This window comes from Streptomyces ambofaciens ATCC 23877, assembly GCF_001267885.1.
In the GTDB taxonomy this organism is placed as follows: domain Bacteria; phylum Actinomycetota; class Actinomycetes; order Streptomycetales; family Streptomycetaceae; genus Streptomyces; species Streptomyces ambofaciens.
In genome coordinates, this window is record NZ_CP012382.1 from 6,985,503 (window position 1) to 7,000,839 (window position 15,337).

The window sequence follows — 15,337 nt, forward strand, 5'->3', positions numbered from 1 at the left end:
CGCGGGGATGGGGACCATCCCCGCGGGTGCGGGGAGCAGCGGCGGGGGGCGTCCAGTGGGTGTGCTGGCAGGGGACCATCCCCGCGGGTGCGGGGAGCAGACTGGATGACCTGCGGGTTTACTGAGGCCGCAGGCTGTTTTCGAGCAGCTTCTTCGATTCGGGTAAATGGGATATAAGTCGCTCGATGTGCATCAGCCCCTACCGAATCGTCGGCGTTTGGAGGCTCTGCTCCAGCCTGATGGTGGGCTGTTGCGGGGAGCGGGGTCGGTGGTGGGTGCTTTCGGGTCGGGGCGGTGGATCAGGGTGATGCCTTCGTGGTCGGTCGGGTGCCAGGCGTGGTCGTGGGTGCGGAAAGTGAAGCCCTGTTCGTTGTTCGTGGTGTGGGCCAGCAGGGCGCGGCCCTGACCCGCGTACTGCTGGACCTCTTCCCAGAGGGCGTCGCGGACCCGTGCCGAGGGGTTGCCCACGAAGACGCCCGCGGAGATTTCCAGCAGCCAGCGTGTGAGGAAGCCGCGTAGTCCGGCGGGGCAGTTGGTGAGGACGATGGCGGTCACCAGAGGTCGTCCCCGTAGTCCTCGGGGCCGTCGTAGTTGATGCCGGAGGCGACCTGGTGGCCACGGTCGCTCTGGAGGGTGACTACGTCCCGGTCGTCGCCCGGGGCGGTCGTCGGGCCCGCTGTGTCCGGAAGGAGCAGGCGTTTGATGTCGTCGACGCATCGGTTCAGGAGGGACGTCTCGTTGATGCGGTCCCGTAGGGCGCGTCGGGTGCGGGGGCCGGTGTCCTCCTCGTCCTGGGCGGCCACGTCGAAGGCGAGCGGGATGCCGATCTCTGTCTTGTAGAGGTCGGCGACGTCCAGGACGAAGGACAGTTCGTGGCCGGAGTGGATGAAGCCGAGGGCCGGGCTGCAGCCCAGGGAGGTGACGACGGCGTGGGCGATGCCGTACATGCACTGGGCGGCGGCGGTGGTGGCCTGGTTGACGGGGTCACCGCTGGTGAAGTCGCCGGGGGTGTAGCGGCGGCCGCGCCAGGTGACGCCGGTGCGGGCGGTCTCGGTGCGGTAGCAGTCCTTGACCCGCTTGCCCTCGCGGCCGAGGAGTTCGTGCCGGGTGAGGCCGGCGGGGTCCTCGTCCGGAAAGCGCAGCCGGTACATCGCTCGGGCCACAGCGAGGCGGCTGCGTTGACTGGCCCATTGCCGGACCTGGGCCTCCATCAGGGCGGAGGAGCGGCTGAGGGCGCGGCCGGAGGCGTAGTAGCGCACGCCGTGTTCGCCGACCCAGCAGACTGCCGCGCCGGTCTCTCCGAGCACGCTCATGGCCTGGTGGGTGACGCGGGTACCGGGGCCGAGGAGGAGGGTGCCGATGGTCGCCGAGGGGATGTGGGTGGTGCCTTCGGCGTCCTGGGCCGTGATGGCGTTGGCGTCGCGGTGGACCGTGCAGCGTTCCAGGTAGACGAAGGAGAGGCGTTCGCCGGTGCGGGTGAGCTGCCGGGGAGTGAGCGCCGGGCGCCGGGAGACGCTGCTCACGGTGCTCGGTGACCGGGCTGGGTGGCGGGGGCCAGGGTGAGCAGGCCGCAGCCGTAGGCGCGGGCCCGGCCGATGCCCTGGGTGAGGGTGCGGCGCATGGTGGCGGGGTCGGTGACCTCCAGCCGGCCTTCGAACGTGACGGTGACGACCGTGACCGGCTTGTCCCGGCGGGCGCCGGGGCCGCGGGACTTGTCGAAGGCGAGGGATCGCGTGTCCCTGATGGTCAGTTCGTAGCGGTCGCCGGGGTGGGGGTGCTTGTGGTGGGTGGTGCCCTCGGGCAGGAGGCGTCGGCCTGCCGGCTTCTCGCAGACGCGGAAGCCGAGACGCTTCTGGCGTTCCTCGTCGAGCAGCCAGCCCATCTGGTGGACGGGCGTGAGGTGGGCGGTGAGCTTGCGGGGTTCGCCCTCCTTGCGGCGGACGGTGTGCACGGGATTCGCCGTCAGCCGGAACGCCCAGCGGTCGCCGGCGGCCAGGCGGTCGAGCAGGGGAGCGTAGGGCCGTGTCTGCCAGCCGGGGTTCTCGCGGTCGGCGACGGCGGGCCATCCGGCCTGCTCCACCAGGTGCGTCAGGTCGGGACGGTCGGGGCTGACGACGTACAGCAAGACCTCGGCGCGGGCCCGCTGGTCCAGGCGCCACAGGACGCGCGGGGCCTCGGGCTGCGGGCTGTCGGAGGGCAGGATGTGGGGGAAGGAGGACATGACGGCCGCGTGCATGGCCTGGGGCGAGGACAGCAGGCGGCGAGCGCCGGGCCGCGCCGTGTTGACGCGGAAGCGGGAGAGGAACATCAGGCGCTCTCATTCTCCAGGTCGTCGAGGGCGGCGAACGGGTCGTGCGTGCCGTGCGGGCTGCCGTCGCCCGCGGGGAGGGGAGTGGGGACGGCGGTGGTGACGACGGTGCGCAGCGCATGCCGGCGGTGAGCGGCGTCGAAGCTGACCGGCTGGTCGCGCAGGACGTCGGCCGCATCGGTGGACTCGGTGGCGGTGGTCTCGCGCAGTACGGTCAGGGTCTGCGGGGATCGGTGGCGTCTGCGGTACCAGGCGGAGGCCTGCCACGGCACGCTCGTCAGCGCGTCCTCGAGCGTCGTCTCCTCGTATCGCCCGAGATCGACCGGTTCGGCAGGCGGACACGAACGCCGACCGAGGAACGGTGCGTAGACCGGGGAGCGCAGGGCGTCGTGCAGGCCGGCGATCAGGCGTTGGTCTCCCTCGACGGCGGCGACGAAGACGGCGTCGGCGAGGTAGAACCGCTCGGACAGCGGCATGGACGCCCCGGTGACGCCGTGGCGGGCGGTGTGGAAGTCCCGGATGCGTGTGCCGGGCTGGTCGATGCGGACTCCGAACCGCAGAGCCGCGAGGGGGGCCAGGCGCGTGTCGTCGCCGCGTTCGATGCCGGCGGCCGCGGCGAGCAGGCCGACGATGCCGCTCTTGGTGGGGGCGGATTCGGTGGTGCGGCGGGTGAAGCGGGAAGAGGCCCCCCAGGACTGCAGGGGGCCTGCCAGGCGCAGCACGAGCACGCCGGTGTGGCTCATGCGGGCTTCTCCAGGCGTTCGGTGACGGCCTGCCCCACAGCGGCGGCCAGCTCGCGCAGCGTCGATGCCTCGGTTCCGAGGTCGGCGATCTTCTGCGTGGCGGGGCCGACGCGCAGAACCCAGGTGAGGGTGGTGTCGGGGTCGCCGTAGGCACGCTCGACGTCCGAGGCGTAGGCGGCGAGCCGGTCGGCGGCCTCGCGCAGGTGACCGCCGCCGTCGCTGCGGACCGGATCCTCGAAGGCGGCGACGTAACTGATGGGGCGGGTGGTGCGGAGCTTGACGACGACGGCGTCGGGCTCGGTGTGGTGACCGAAGGTGTTGATCTTCCCGGTGGGCAGCGAGTCGACGAAGGCCTGCACGAACGCCTCGACGGCCCGGCGGACCGGCTCGGTGCGCGGTTCGTCGTCGCGCAGGCCCTGGCCGAGGTTGTCGGCGAGCAGGTGCACGCCGAGGGCGGCGTATCGGTAGAGGGTCGCGGAGTTGAAGTCGATGGTGCCGATCATTCCGGCGCCGGTCTCCTCGTCGGTGTTCTCGTCGTCCACGGCCGTGTAGTAGTCGGACTCGTTGTCGACCCGGTGGACGCTGAGGGCGTGGGCGACCTGCACGGCGGCGTCGACGTTGATGTCGGCGACATCGGCGACCATCCGTCCGAAGAGGGCGATGTCCACGGAGTGGCGGGTGTCCGCGAGTTCCTTGGCCCGGGCCTTGTTCTCCTTCTTCCTCAGGAACGCCGTGATGTCGGCGGCGCCTTCCAGCGCGAGGCGGGCCATGCCGTCGAGCTGCCGGGAGCTGAGGAAGACCAGGTACTTGGCCTCCGGGGCGGGGACGGGAGCGTCGTCCTTCTTCGCCTGGTCGGCCTTTCGTTTGGGGACCTCGGTCTTGAAGCCGGCGGCCCGCACCGCCTCGTCGGCGAGCTTCAGCGCCGTCTCCCGCTCGACGGCCGGGTCGAGCCCGGCGATCCGGTCGGCCAGGAGCTCCACGATCTTCTTCGTCCGCACACCCAGCTCGGCGGGGTCGAGCAGGTGCTCGTCCGCGAAGCAGGTGCGGATGGCCCGCTTCCACGCCTGGCTGGAGACACGGGCGCGGGGGACTCCGCCGTAGACGGCCGTCTTGGGCGCGCCCGTGTCGTCGCGGTTGAGGTTGCTGGGCGGGACGGTCTGCAGGGCGTGCACGTCCAGGAAGATGCGGTTCACGAGGCGTCCTTGTCGGTGTCCGGGGTGGTGTTCTCGTCGGAGGCCGGGGTGGTGTTCTTCTCGGAGGCCGGAGCCGTGTTCTTCTCGCTGTCCGGCAGGGTCCGCGGCAGTTCGTGGAAGGAGCGGCCCCACCGGCGGCGCACGGCGGCGGGGCCGTCGGGCCACTGCCAGAGGTAGAGCTGGCCGGCGAGGAGCCCGTAGTCGAGCGGGACCGGAGTCTTCGCGCCGCGCAGCAGGGCGACGATGTCGCGCAGCCGCTGGGTGAGCGTGGAGAGGTCGGGGGCGGTACCCGCGCGGACCAGGCGCTTGCGGACGGGGGCGTCGGTGCCGTCGGCCGGCATGAGCCGTCGGACCGCCGCGCCCAGACCGCCCGGCCGTTCACGGGTGTGCCGGCGGTGCATGGGGACGCCGCGGGACTGCTGATGGAACGCCCACAGGGTGAGGGCCGCGTGCAGCGCGCTCTCGGCACGCTCCAGTTCCCGCTCGCTCAGCTGCCGCGACCCCTCGGCCGGAGCGTGGAGCGGGCCGGTGTCGATCAGGCTCCACAGATCGGGTGTCTCGCCCGCCTCACGGCCCGCGCCGCGACGCAGCCGGGCGAGAGCGGCGACCGCCGGGGACCTGTCCTTGAGGTACCCCTCCTGCCAGGAGGCGATGAGCGCGGCGGCGAGCTCCGCGACCCGCTGATGCACCGGGGCTGCGGAGGCCGGGGCGGATGTGGATGGGGTGGTGGTCATACGTGCACCTCCGGTTCGGTCACGGCGTGTTCGGTCTCCGTCGGGCCGGCGGGCCCCGGGACGGACGGACCGTCGTCGGGCGAGGCGGTGCCCCTCTCGCCGGAGCCCCTCTCGCCGGAGCCGGGCGAGCCCTGTGCGTCCGGGTCCCCCAGAGCCCTGGCCAGGCGTCCCCGGAACCACACGTCGGCCAGACCGGCGTTCAGCCAATGGGTGCCGCCCCGGCTGTCGGTGTGCATCCGCCCCTCCCAGGCCGCTTCCCCCGCGGCGGCGATGAGACCGTCGCCGAGACTGCTCACCACCTGCCACACCTGGCGCTGCCAGGCGTGCCGGTGCTCGAAGGGGTCGGGCACCTCCGCCATGTGGGCCAGCCAGCCGCGGTAGCGATGATCCAGCGCGTCGAAGGCCTCGGCCCGGGCGACGGCCTTCGGCCCCTCCTGATCGGATCCGGCCGCCCGGGCCAGGTCGGCCGCGAGGTCGCCCAGGACCCGTACCGCCCTGTCGGCGTCCTCGGCCGCGGCGATGGCCTGCCTGGCGTAGGAGGGGTCCTGCCCGTGCAGCAGGACGACCGGCATCGCCAAGCGGTCGTCGACCACCTCGTCGACCACGGACTGCTGGGTCCCGTACCTGACACCCGCCACCCGGGCGCGGACGAGGAAGCGGCGGGGCAGGTGGTTCTCGGTCACCAACCGCGCGACCCACTCGAGGATCCGCGGCCGCAACCGCGAGGCCCCCTCGGCACCGCCGGTGTCTTCCAGCCGGTCGGCGAGGAGCGCGGCGATGCCCCGCCAGGCCGAACGGGCCGGATCGTGTTCCAGCGGCAGATACACGGGGGACTGCCCGAGCTTCTTCTCCTGCGCGGGGCTGCGCCGCCACGCGGTCATCGGCTCACGGCCGTGCATGTTCCGGGGGACCAGCGGATCGCCGTAGCCGAGGACGACCCCGTGGACACCATCGGCGTCGTGGTGCAGACGCACCCGGCGCGACTGCCATGTGTACAGATCACGCAGCCCTGTCGCGGACCGTCCGTCGGAGCCCGGCCCGCAGGGCTCACAGCGCCAGGCCGGCAGGTCGGCGGGGGTGAACTCCAGCTTCTCGGTGTCCGCCGCGACCAGGTTGAGCAGCAGGGTCTCGCGCAGGGTGGCGCCCTCGACGAAGACGCCGCCCAGCCCGCCTGCCCAGCCGGTGCCGAGCGGGTACACCTTGCCGCCCTTGACCCTCTCGTCGCCGACCATGCCGGTCTTGATGCCGGACGTGTCGTAGGCGTGGACGTGGACGACCCAACGCGCCGCCTCGGCGAAGGTGAGGCGCTCGACGTTCGGCATCCGCGCGCTGAAGAAGGGCTCCCCGGCCGGTACGTCGGCCACGATCCGGTTGAGGGAGAAGACCTCGTCCTTGACCGTCCGCAGGCCGGCGGTCTGCATGAACGGCGAGACGGGGTGCAGGAGGTCGAACCGCTCGCGCTGCCGCTCCAGGTACGCCTGTACCGGAGCGAAGCAGTCACGGTCCTCCCACAGGTCCGCCCAGTCCTCGATGTCGCCAGGACCGTCCAGGGCGTCGTGCGCGACGGCCAGAAGGAGGCGGACCAGGGAGAACTCCTGGGTGGCCAGTTCACCCACGACGCACCGCACATCATCGGCCTGGGCGAAGACCTGGCGGAGCGACAGCTCATCCTCGGAGCCGTCACACCGCAGCACAGCGATCCATGGTCGGCTGGTCAAGTCGAAGGACAGCACCTCACCCCCGCCCGCGCCGGCATCGGAGGGCTCAGTCGTCTGCGTCACGGGTCACCTCAAGACCGTCACTGGGGCTGTAGCGGAGTGCAAACCCTGCCAGGTGGGTCTGACAGTCCTCGTCGAGAGCGAGAATCAGCTGGTCGGAGAGCCAAGGGCTGTCCTTGCCCTGCCACTTGGGCAGGTACAGCCGCTCCAGTTCCTCGATCGCCCGGTCCATCGTCTCGCCGGAGAACTGCAAGGGGAGCCGCAGCCCGCAGCTCGCCGCCGTACGGGCCGCGAACGGCGTCGGCGTCGCGTCCTGCGGCAGTTCGAGGCCCGCGCGTCGGCGTCCCCTGCCGTCCGCCTCGAGCCACGGCAGGGCGGCGAGACTCCCGTCCTCGCGCCGCTGGACCACCACGACCTCAAGGCTGTCCCGACTGTCCCGGACCTGCGCGCGCCCGGCACGGGTGTCGTCGGTGTCCCCCACACCGGCGGCGACCCAGCCGAACAGCGGCCGTCCCGCTCTGCCCACGTCTCCCAGACGGAACACGGCAGCGCGCTCGGCCTGATCGTCGCGGTGCCGCTCGAACCGCTCGCCCGCTGCCTTCATGGCGTCCTGCCAGTGGTCAGGCCCGACCGGCCCGTCCCCGTAAGCCTCCTGTACGAGTGGGCTGATGTCCGTCGGAAGCCGTACGGGGCGCCGGGATCCGCCGTCCAGGTGGGGGAGGAGTACCGCGGCTGACCGCAGCAGGGCGTGCTGCCCGTACACCGCGACCGACCCCCGCACCGGAGCGGGCACGTCCGCGGTCCAATCCACCCCCGTCACCAGGCAGCGCGCGATGCGCAGACGTTCCGGCCGCTCCCGCTGCCCTGGTCCGCGCCGGTGGCGGTGCAGGCGGCCCATGCGCTGCAGGAGCAGGTCGACCGGGCACAGGTCGCTGACCAGCAGGTCGAAGTCGACGTCCAGGGACTGCTCGGCGACCTGGCTCGCCACCAAGATGTGCCGGCCCGAGGGCCTCGCGTCCGTCTTCTCCGGAGGCCCGAAAAGACGGAGCAGTTCCCTGTCCTTGCCCGCCCGGTCGAGATCGACGAAGCACGAGTGGGCGACGGTCACATCCCCGGCACCGAACCGGTCGCGCAGCGCGCGCGCCGTTTCCAGCACCCGTCTGACCGTGTTCCGGATCACCAGGACACACCCGCCGTCGGCCAGCTCGCCCTCCAGCCGGTCGGCCAGGACGCCCACGCCGTCGGCGAGCCGCTCCACCCGCACCCCCGACGACCGGGCGGACGCCCGCGGGCGGCGGACCATCGGCACACCACCCAGAGTGACGGCGGTCAGCAGTGGATACGCGTCCGACAACACGGTCGCGTCCGCCCCTTCGGAGCTGAAGCTCAGGGTTTCCTCCCGACCGGAGTACGCCGTCACCAGCTCACGCCTGCGTGAGGCCGGCAGCGTCGCGGACAGCACCACGACCGGGACCCGGTACGCACCCAGCCACGACAGCACCCGGTCCAGGTACACGCTCATGTAGGAGTCGTAGGCGTGCGCCTCGTCGATGACGACGACCTTCCCGGCCACGGCGAGGTGCCGCAGCGCCAGGTGTCTGCTCTTCAGCCCGGCGAACAGCAACTGGTCGATCGTGCCGGCGACGAACGACGCCAGCATGGCCTTCTTACGGCCCCGCAGCCAGGCATGCGCCACGAGTTCGGCTCCCGCGCGGTGCCGCTCCTGCGACTTGTGCCGGGAGGCCGGCGGCGCTTCGTCCACGCCGACGGCCTCGACCTGTCCCGTACGGGACATCAGACCGGCGAAGTCCTCGTTGAGAGCCGCTTTGGAGTGGGCCAGATGCACCGAGTGGCGCGAGCCGGCCACCCCCGGCAGTCGGTCCAGCCAGTCGAGCAGACGGGGAAACATCGCGTTGCCGGTGGCCATGGTGGGCAGGGTGAAGAACACCCCGCCCGCACCCGAGCGCGCCGCGAAGATCTCGGCCGCGGCGAGTGCCGCTTCCGTCTTCCCCTCACCCATCGGCGCTTCGACGATCATCAGACCGGGCGCCTCCAACTCCTGGGCGAGTTCCACGACCGTTTCCTGGACGGGCCGTACCTCCGCTCCCGCCGGCAGGGCGAACCGGGAGGCGAACAGCTCCTGAGCGCTGCAGTCCGTTTTCTCGGCCCGCCACGGTTCCGGCAGGTCCAGCCCCTCCCAGGCCGCGGCAAGACGCTCCTGGCCAGTGCGCGACGCCCCATCGGGAAAGTACGGGAAGAGGTCCGGATTGCTGGCGATCCAGTCGGAGACGATGACCAGCGCGGTGAGCAGCACCTGCACCGGTTGCGGCAGCTTGACCCGTCGCCATTCACCTAATCGTCCGGCCACACCGAACTGCTCGGCACAGGCGTCGAGCAGTTCGGTCTGCACCCGCTGCCAGACACGGCTGCTCGCGCCGGGTGTGCGCAGCAACTCCTCGTGCTCGTACAGGGCCTTGATCTGCCCGTGCTCGGGCGGCACGCCGTGATGTCCGCCCACAGCGACCGTGAACTGCCCGGTCCGAGCGGACGCCCACTCGTGCCGTTCCTCCAGCCATTCCCCCAGCAGCACCTGCCCGGCCAGTCCATGCGGCGCGATCCGGCGATCAGGCCCCAAGGCCCGCACGGAACGCATCTCCAGCCCTTGGTCGCGCATCCCGTCGGCGAGCTGCTCGACCTGGCACGCGAACGCCGGTGTGGCCTTGCCGATGTCGTGCACACCGGCCAGCCATACGGCGAGGGCCCGCGCGTCCGGTTCCCCCTGCGGCAATATCTCGGCGATCAGCTTCCGCACGCCTTGGGGCAGCCACCGGTCCCACAACAGGCCGGCCACTGCGGCACTGTCCTCCATGTGCCGCCACAACGGCAGCCAACCGTCACTGTCGAAGTCGTGCTTCGCCCAAACCGACCTAGCCGGCCCCCCAAGCCGACGTAACAGACCGGAACGGGCGTTCCCCCCATCCGTCATGAGTGATTGATACAGGTAAAGCCCGGCTTCACACGCCGAAACGAGAAAAGAGAACGGTCTGCCAGCAGGCGGCACCCTCAAGACGTAGGATGACCAGCTAATTTTCGACGCCTCTCGGACTCGGAAGTCGACGCATGTCCCATTTACCCGAATCAAGGAAAGTGCTCGGAAACCGTCCCCAGCGCCAATAAACTCGCAGGTCAAACAGTCTGCTCCCCGCACCCGCGGGGATGGTCCCAGATCGGTCTCGCCCTGGTACAGGGTGAGCTGCTCCCCGCACCCGCGGGGATGGTCCCACGCGTCGCACCAAGCAGGGCGCGGGCATGGGCTGCTCCCCGCACCCGCGGGGATGGTCCCCAATTGGCGGAAGAAAGGCCGCAGGTCAGGCCCTGCTCCCCGCACCCGCGGGGATGGTCCCAGAGTTGAGAACCGCATCGGCGTCCGACGGGTCTGCTCCCCGCACCCGCGGGGATGGTCCCGCCATCGACACGGTGTTCGGGTCCTGACACCACTGCTCCCCGCACCCGCGGGGATGGTCCCGAAACTCCGGGGGCCCCGGAGAAACGTGGGAACTGCTCCCCGCACCCGCGGGGATGGTCTGCCGTGTCCAGCCCCCACGTGTCCTCGTAGGCCCTGCTCCCCGCACCCGCGGGGATGGTCCCCGCGCCCCAGATCGAGCGGACGAGATCGGCGTCTGCTCCCCGCACCCGCGGGGATGGTCCCAGCTTGGGCCGGTTCATTCCGATGGTCAGGGCCTGCTCCCCGCACCCGCGGGGATGGTCCCTCGGAGTGGACCCAGGAAGCCGCTGATCTGCTCTGCTCCCCGCACCCGCAGGGATGGTCCCAAGTGCACGGGCGGCAACACCGCGGCCGAGTACCTGCTCCCCGCACCCGCGGGGATGGTCCCTCCGCGGTGCCGTCGGCGTTCACCGTCCAACCCTGCTCCCCGCGCCCTGCGGGGATGGGCTCCGGCCCGGCAGAGGAGGCTATGCCGTTGACCCCCACCCCTTTAGGGTCTCGCTCGTTGTGGCGGCATCCCGCCGGGGCTTACATGGCGGGCCGGACCCCGGCCGACGGCATCGCTGTTGTGCGCATGGACAGGCTGGCGGGGAGGGGAAGGGGAAGCGGTTGCGGTCCGGGTTTCCGGCTGCCCCCGTCCGCGGGCGGGTCGCCGTACTGTCGCCGTCGCGGACGCGTGAGCAGACAGCACCGTCCGGTCGTGGTGGAGGGGGAGCAGCTGCTGCCGCGATCGGGTCCGGCCGTCGAGCTGTTCAGCCCCGTCCGCATCGCCGTGGTCGAGGGTCCGGCCTCGCCGCCGGCAGGGCTGGGGCTGACACCAGCAGCCCTCCTTCCGACGGCATCAGCGCGCCTCGCGAACCATTTCGTGAGGAACGGAGTGGACGGGTGGCCACGATGGTGAGCGGATGTACGTCCGTGACGCTGATGAGGTCGGTGGACCGCGGATCGGCCGATGGGGGAGCGACCGCTAGGAAGGGCTCCGGCACGGGGCGCATCGTCCGCGTACGGGTCGTCAACTGGAAGCGGCGCCCAGCGTCGCGCCATCGGCTGTAGCCGCGCCGTTCTGAGAAGGGATCTCGCCCGCCAGTGAGCCGTCCTCGGTGGCCGGCCCGGACGACTGGCCGCCGGTCGTTCTCGTCGACGGCCGCGAGCGCCTGGAGCGGACCCGCGGCCGCTTCACCGGCTCGTCCGCACCGAGCTTCGCCAGTTCCTCCGGCGTCCACCCCGCCGCTTCGGCGTCCACGTACGCCTTGCCGTAGGGCTCGTCGAGTTCGGCGAGCTGCTCCAGCAGCCTGCTCCGCCTGGCCAGAATCTCCACCAGCGGGCCTACGGCCGCTTCCCGACGTTCCTGAAGTGCCCTCATCTTCTGCAAGATCTCATCAGCGCTCGGCATGCGGTGATCGTAGCGTCGTCCGGCATCCCTTCGGCCGCCCGGACCTCAGACGAAGCGCCCTTGATCAGAGCGGTTTTGAGCGCGTGTTAAGAAGATCCGGGACCTTGTATGCAGGCAGTAAACACCGCCAGCGAGTTGTGGCTCACTGATATCAGTAAGCCGGCTTTTCTGGCCTTGATCTACTAGGGTGGGCGGCCGGCAACGGGGTCAGAGGACGGACCGGTGGGGTGAGAGCAGGAGGGCGCCGTGGTGCAGCCGCCGAGGGCAAGGAAGCCGCAGAAGGAGCGTCCCCGCCGCCGGGCCCGCGAGAGCGGTGGGCCTCGGTCCAACCGCTTTCTGGTCTCGTACAACGATGACGAGCTGGCGGTCCTCCTCGAGGCTGCCGCGCGTGACAATTCTGCCCTCGCCTCATGGGTCGCGGACAACGCCCTTCAGGTGGCCGCGGGCATCCTGGTACCGGTATCGGCGGACGCCAAGGAAGTGCTGCGCGAGCAGGTCAACGCCCGCGCCCAGGCCGCGCGGATCGGCAACAAACTCGACCAGATGCGGCGCAGCCTGAATGCCGTCGACGGGACGGCCGTCGCGCACTGGGACGCGGACGACAACGAAGTGACGGCCGCTCAGGTTCAGCGCATCCTGACGATGGTCGAGACGGCGGTGAGGCACCTCGACGAGGCCACGCTCCAGGTCATGCGGGAGCGGCGGCCGCGCGCGTGATCCCGAAGGAAGCGAGACCCGGGGACGACACCGCCGGGCTGTTGTTCTACCTGTACGGGCCGGGCAAGCGTGATGAACACGTGGACCCGCATCTGGTGGCCGCGTGGGATTGCTACGTTCCTGATCCGGTGAGGTCGCAGGAGTTCTCCATCCCGGATCTCGCCGCGCTGCTGGATGCGCCCGTGCACACTCTGCTCGGTACGAAGCCGCCGCTGCACGTCTTCCACGTGGCGGTGCGCAACCCCCCTGAGGACCGACAGCTGTCGGACGAGGAGTGGGGCCGTGTGGCCCGCGAGATGATGCACGCCGCCGGCATCGCCCCCCACACCGATGACCGGGGCTGTCGATGGGTGGCCGTGCGCCATGCCGACGACCACATCCACATCGTGGCCACCCGTGCCTGTGAGGACGGACGCGTGCCGGACACGAGCTGGAGCAAGCTCCGGATGCAGGAGGCCGCGCGCAGGTTCGAAGCCGAGTGGGGTCTGCGCCGACTCGTGCACGGCGACGGCACGGCTCGCCGGTGGTCGAAGACAGGAGAGACGGAGAAGGCCGTCCGCCGGGGCCTCGCCGAGCCGGCCCGCGAGACACTCCTGCGAACCGTGCGTGCATCGGCGGCCGCTGCAATCGGCGACAGTGACTTCTTCACCCGGCTCTCCTCGGCGGGACTGCGGGTGCAACAGAGGATTGCCCCGGACGGCACCGTGACCGGGTACTCCGTAGCGATGCCCGGGGACCGCGACAAGGGACAGGCTCCGGTGTGGTTCTCCGGCTCTCGGCTCGCCCCCGACCTGTCCCTTCCGCGGGTACGAGAGCGATGGAGCCGCTCGCCGTCGGCGAGTCCGACGGCTACATCGGCGACGATGTGGCGCGTGGCGGAGGATAAGGTCCGCCAGGCGGCGGCCCAGCTCGGCGCCGGAGGACTGCACGAGGGGGCGGGGGATGTCGCCGCGCTTGGCGACCTGATCGTGGTCGCCGCCGTCGTCTCCCCGCACCTGGTGCGCGTTCGGATGCGTCAGGCCGCGTGCGAGTTCGAGCGCGCCGCCAGGGCCCCCGCCGCACGCACCTTGGAAGGACGGGCGCGCGCGTTGTACCGCGAGTCGGCCTACGTCCTGTCCCGAAGCACGGCGGCGTTCGGCGGCCCCGACACGGGAGCCGTGCTCGGTCTGCTGACCGCTCTGGTGATGGCCGTGGACGGCTCGCGTTCGTGGCACATGGCCCAGGAGTACCGGGTGCAGGCTCAAGCCGCTGGACGTGCGGGTCGACTGTTGCGGGAGGCGGTCGAGGTGGCCGTCGGTGCCAGAGCCGCGCGTGGCTACGAGCCGCGACGTCGACCGGTCGCGAGGAGCAGCGGAGGAGGGCAGCGTCTGGCAGTCGCAGCCGGGGCGCGGCCGATGGCGGCGGTGGTGCAGCAGGCGCTGCCGGAACAGGCACGTGAGGTCATGGCGGACGCGGGGTGGCCCGCTCTGCGGACCCGGCTGATCGAGATCGAGCGCACCGGCAGCGATCCCGTGGACGTGCTGTCAGTGGTGGTCAAGCAACGAGAGCTGACGTCAGCCGACAGCGTGGCGGAGGTGCTTACATGGCGACTGGAGGGGTGGCGCGAGCACCGTCCACCGGCCATCACCGCTACCGCTGGAGCCGCACCGGACCGGGCCCCGAGAGGGCCGGGAGGCTCCGCACCGGCACGCAGTGAAGGGAAGTCGGAGACGATTCGGCGGCGGCTTGGAGACGAACAGGGCCAGGGCCCGAGACGGACTCGCTGAAACGAGGGGAGCAAGGCATGGTGACACCCGGGCACGAAGGGGACCCGCTCGTCGACGCGACGCGTGAGGCGGTGTCTACGGCCGTCGAGGCATGGCGGCTGATGATGGCCGTGGCGGATGCCGTTCGCCGGCATCAACAGCGGCGGCGCGGGGGTGTGGAGGAGGACTTGCCGCCCGCGGGCGAAGCGGCGACCGACATCGCCTCGACGGTGAGGGACCTGGTCCCGGACGACATCGCCGTGGCCCTCATGGGGGGAGCGGACTGGCCGCAGATGGCACAGCAGACAGCTGCCCTGCGTCGGGCGGGCGTGGACCTTGGGGTGTTCCTGCCGCAGCTCGCCGAGGTGGCGGTTACGGTGCGCGACGCCGTCGCCGAGAACGCGATCCGGATCTCCCGTGACGGCACGGGGGAGTGGGAGCGGATGCTGCGCGAGACACTGCCGGCGGGACCGGTGCGCGAGGCCATCCTGTCCTCCCCGACCTGGCCGGACATCGCGGCGACGATGGCGAGGCTGAACGCGGACGGCATCGACGTCCGGCAGATCCTCGCGTCCGCGCACAACGAGGGCGTCGGCCTCGACCAGGCCGTCGCACGCGTCCTGGGTGCGGAATCGGCTCCGGCCACGAGTCGCGATGCCACGCTCTCGTACGGTCCGCTGACGACCGGGCTCGACCTCCCTCGTGACCTCGACCTCTCCGACCGCGCGCGAGCCATGCGTCAGCTGGCCATCTCCCCGGTGGAGAACGAGCGCTACGGCCGCTGGGTGCAGGAGGCGATGTTCGGCCGCGAGCGAGAGGCTGGGCTGCTGCTGGCGGCCCGCCAGTGGCCGCTGCTGGCCACGCGGATGGCAGAGATGGAGCGGGAGGGGAAACCGGTGCGCGATCACCTGGACCGTCTGCTGGCGGACACCTCGTGGGAGCAGGGGTCCTCTGCGCGGTTGAGCGCCCGGCTGGTGCAGGCCACGCACAACGCCCTGCGCCGTCCTCTCGAAGAGGTCGACTCGTCACGTGCTGCGGTCGACACCGCGGCGGCCCGCTCGCAGTCGGCCAGCGTGGACCCTGCCAAGCGGCGGTCGGCGGCCAAGAGCCCGGCATCCGCTGAGCCTGCCATTGCCGCTCATCGTGCGGTGGGGCAGGCCCCGGCCCGCGGTAGAGGGAAGTAGAGCGCTGCAGGCTCCGCTGCTCGTGGCACCGTTGGCGGCGGCCGCCGTGGCGCCGACGGGACCGCCTCGCGACGTGATGAGGGCGGCTCGCTCGCCC

General features: G+C 71.3%; 12 protein-coding genes and 2 CRISPR repeat arrays (1 of these 14 running past the window's edge). Of the genes, 3 read left to right on the forward strand and 9 right to left on the reverse strand.

Features of this window, described 5'->3' with window-relative positions; genetic code table 11:
- Positions 1-100: a CRISPR direct-repeat array (repeat unit 29 nt; unit sequence GGGACCATCCCCGCGGGTGCGGGGAGCAG) (it extends 662 nt beyond the left edge of the window).
- 92 nt (positions 101-192) lie between these two features.
- From cas2e to SAM23877_RS30770, 9 genes are all read right to left on the reverse strand, one after another.
- A complete protein-coding gene (cas2e, locus tag SAM23877_RS30730; protein WP_053140079.1) occupies positions 193-555 on the reverse strand; it encodes a type I-E CRISPR-associated endoribonuclease Cas2e in 363 nt (120 codons plus the stop codon).
- The gene (cas1e, locus tag SAM23877_RS30735; protein WP_053140081.1) at positions 552-1,523 is read right to left on the reverse strand and encodes a type I-E CRISPR-associated endonuclease Cas1e; all 972 of its coding nucleotides are present in this window, start codon (positions 1,521-1,523) and stop codon (positions 552-554) included. The genes cas2e and cas1e overlap by 4 nt, the downstream gene beginning before the upstream one ends.
- Positions 1,520-2,308, reverse strand: a complete 789-nt coding sequence (gene cas6e, locus SAM23877_RS30740; RefSeq protein WP_053140083.1) for a type I-E CRISPR-associated protein Cas6/Cse3/CasE — start codon at positions 2,306-2,308, stop codon at positions 1,520-1,522. Before cas6e ends, cas1e begins: the two co-directional genes overlap by 4 nt.
- Positions 2,308-3,051 carry a type I-E CRISPR-associated protein Cas5/CasD gene (gene cas5e, locus SAM23877_RS30745; RefSeq protein WP_053140085.1) on the reverse strand — a complete coding sequence of 248 codons (744 nt, stop codon included), beginning with the start codon at positions 3,049-3,051 and terminating at the stop codon, positions 2,308-2,310. The genes cas6e and cas5e overlap by 1 nt, the downstream gene beginning before the upstream one ends.
- Positions 3,048-4,244, reverse strand: coding sequence for a type I-E CRISPR-associated protein Cas7/Cse4/CasC (cas7e, locus tag SAM23877_RS30750; RefSeq protein ID WP_053140087.1), 1,197 nt, complete (start codon positions 4,242-4,244; stop codon positions 3,048-3,050). The genes cas5e and cas7e overlap by 4 nt, the downstream gene beginning before the upstream one ends.
- Positions 4,241-4,978, reverse strand: a complete 738-nt coding sequence (gene casB / locus SAM23877_RS30755; protein ID WP_053140089.1) for a type I-E CRISPR-associated protein Cse2/CasB — start codon at positions 4,976-4,978, stop codon at positions 4,241-4,243. The genes cas7e and casB overlap by 4 nt, the downstream gene beginning before the upstream one ends.
- The gene (gene casA / locus SAM23877_RS40585) at positions 4,975-6,759 is read right to left on the reverse strand and encodes a type I-E CRISPR-associated protein Cse1/CasA (protein WP_053140091.1); all 1,785 of its coding nucleotides are present in this window, start codon (positions 6,757-6,759) and stop codon (positions 4,975-4,977) included. Before casA ends, casB begins: the two co-directional genes overlap by 4 nt.
- The gene (gene cas3, locus SAM23877_RS40590; RefSeq protein ID WP_244903030.1) at positions 6,743-9,565 is read right to left on the reverse strand and encodes a CRISPR-associated helicase Cas3'; all 2,823 of its coding nucleotides are present in this window, start codon (positions 9,563-9,565) and stop codon (positions 6,743-6,745) included. Before cas3 ends, casA begins: the two co-directional genes overlap by 17 nt.
- A 326-nt stretch (positions 9,566-9,891) precedes the next feature.
- Positions 9,892-10,589: a CRISPR direct-repeat array (repeat unit 29 nt; unit sequence CTGCTCCCCGCACCCGCGGGGATGGTCCC).
- Positions 10,590-11,213: 624 nt separating this feature from the next.
- A complete protein-coding gene (locus SAM23877_RS30770; protein ID WP_053140095.1) occupies positions 11,214-11,594 on the reverse strand; it encodes a hypothetical protein in 381 nt (126 codons plus the stop codon).
- Between the two features lie 246 nt (positions 11,595-11,840).
- On the opposite strand from SAM23877_RS30770, the gene SAM23877_RS30775 reads away from it, so the two are divergent.
- Genes SAM23877_RS30775 through SAM23877_RS30785 form a run of 3 tightly spaced genes read left to right on the forward strand, consistent with a single transcriptional unit; the run spans position 11,841 to position 15,240 of the window.
- Positions 11,841-12,311 (forward strand): hypothetical protein, encoded by a 471-nt coding sequence (locus SAM23877_RS30775; protein WP_053140097.1) that lies wholly within the window; start codon positions 11,841-11,843, stop codon positions 12,309-12,311.
- Positions 12,308-14,077, forward strand: coding sequence for a relaxase/mobilization nuclease domain-containing protein (locus tag SAM23877_RS30780; protein WP_053140099.1), 1,770 nt, complete (start codon positions 12,308-12,310; stop codon positions 14,075-14,077). Before SAM23877_RS30775 ends, SAM23877_RS30780 begins: the two co-directional genes overlap by 4 nt.
- Before the next feature lie 17 nt (positions 14,078-14,094).
- Positions 14,095-15,240 (forward strand): hypothetical protein, encoded by a 1,146-nt coding sequence (locus SAM23877_RS30785; protein ID WP_053140101.1) that lies wholly within the window; start codon positions 14,095-14,097, stop codon positions 15,238-15,240.
- Positions 15,241-15,337: the final 97 nt, after the last annotated feature.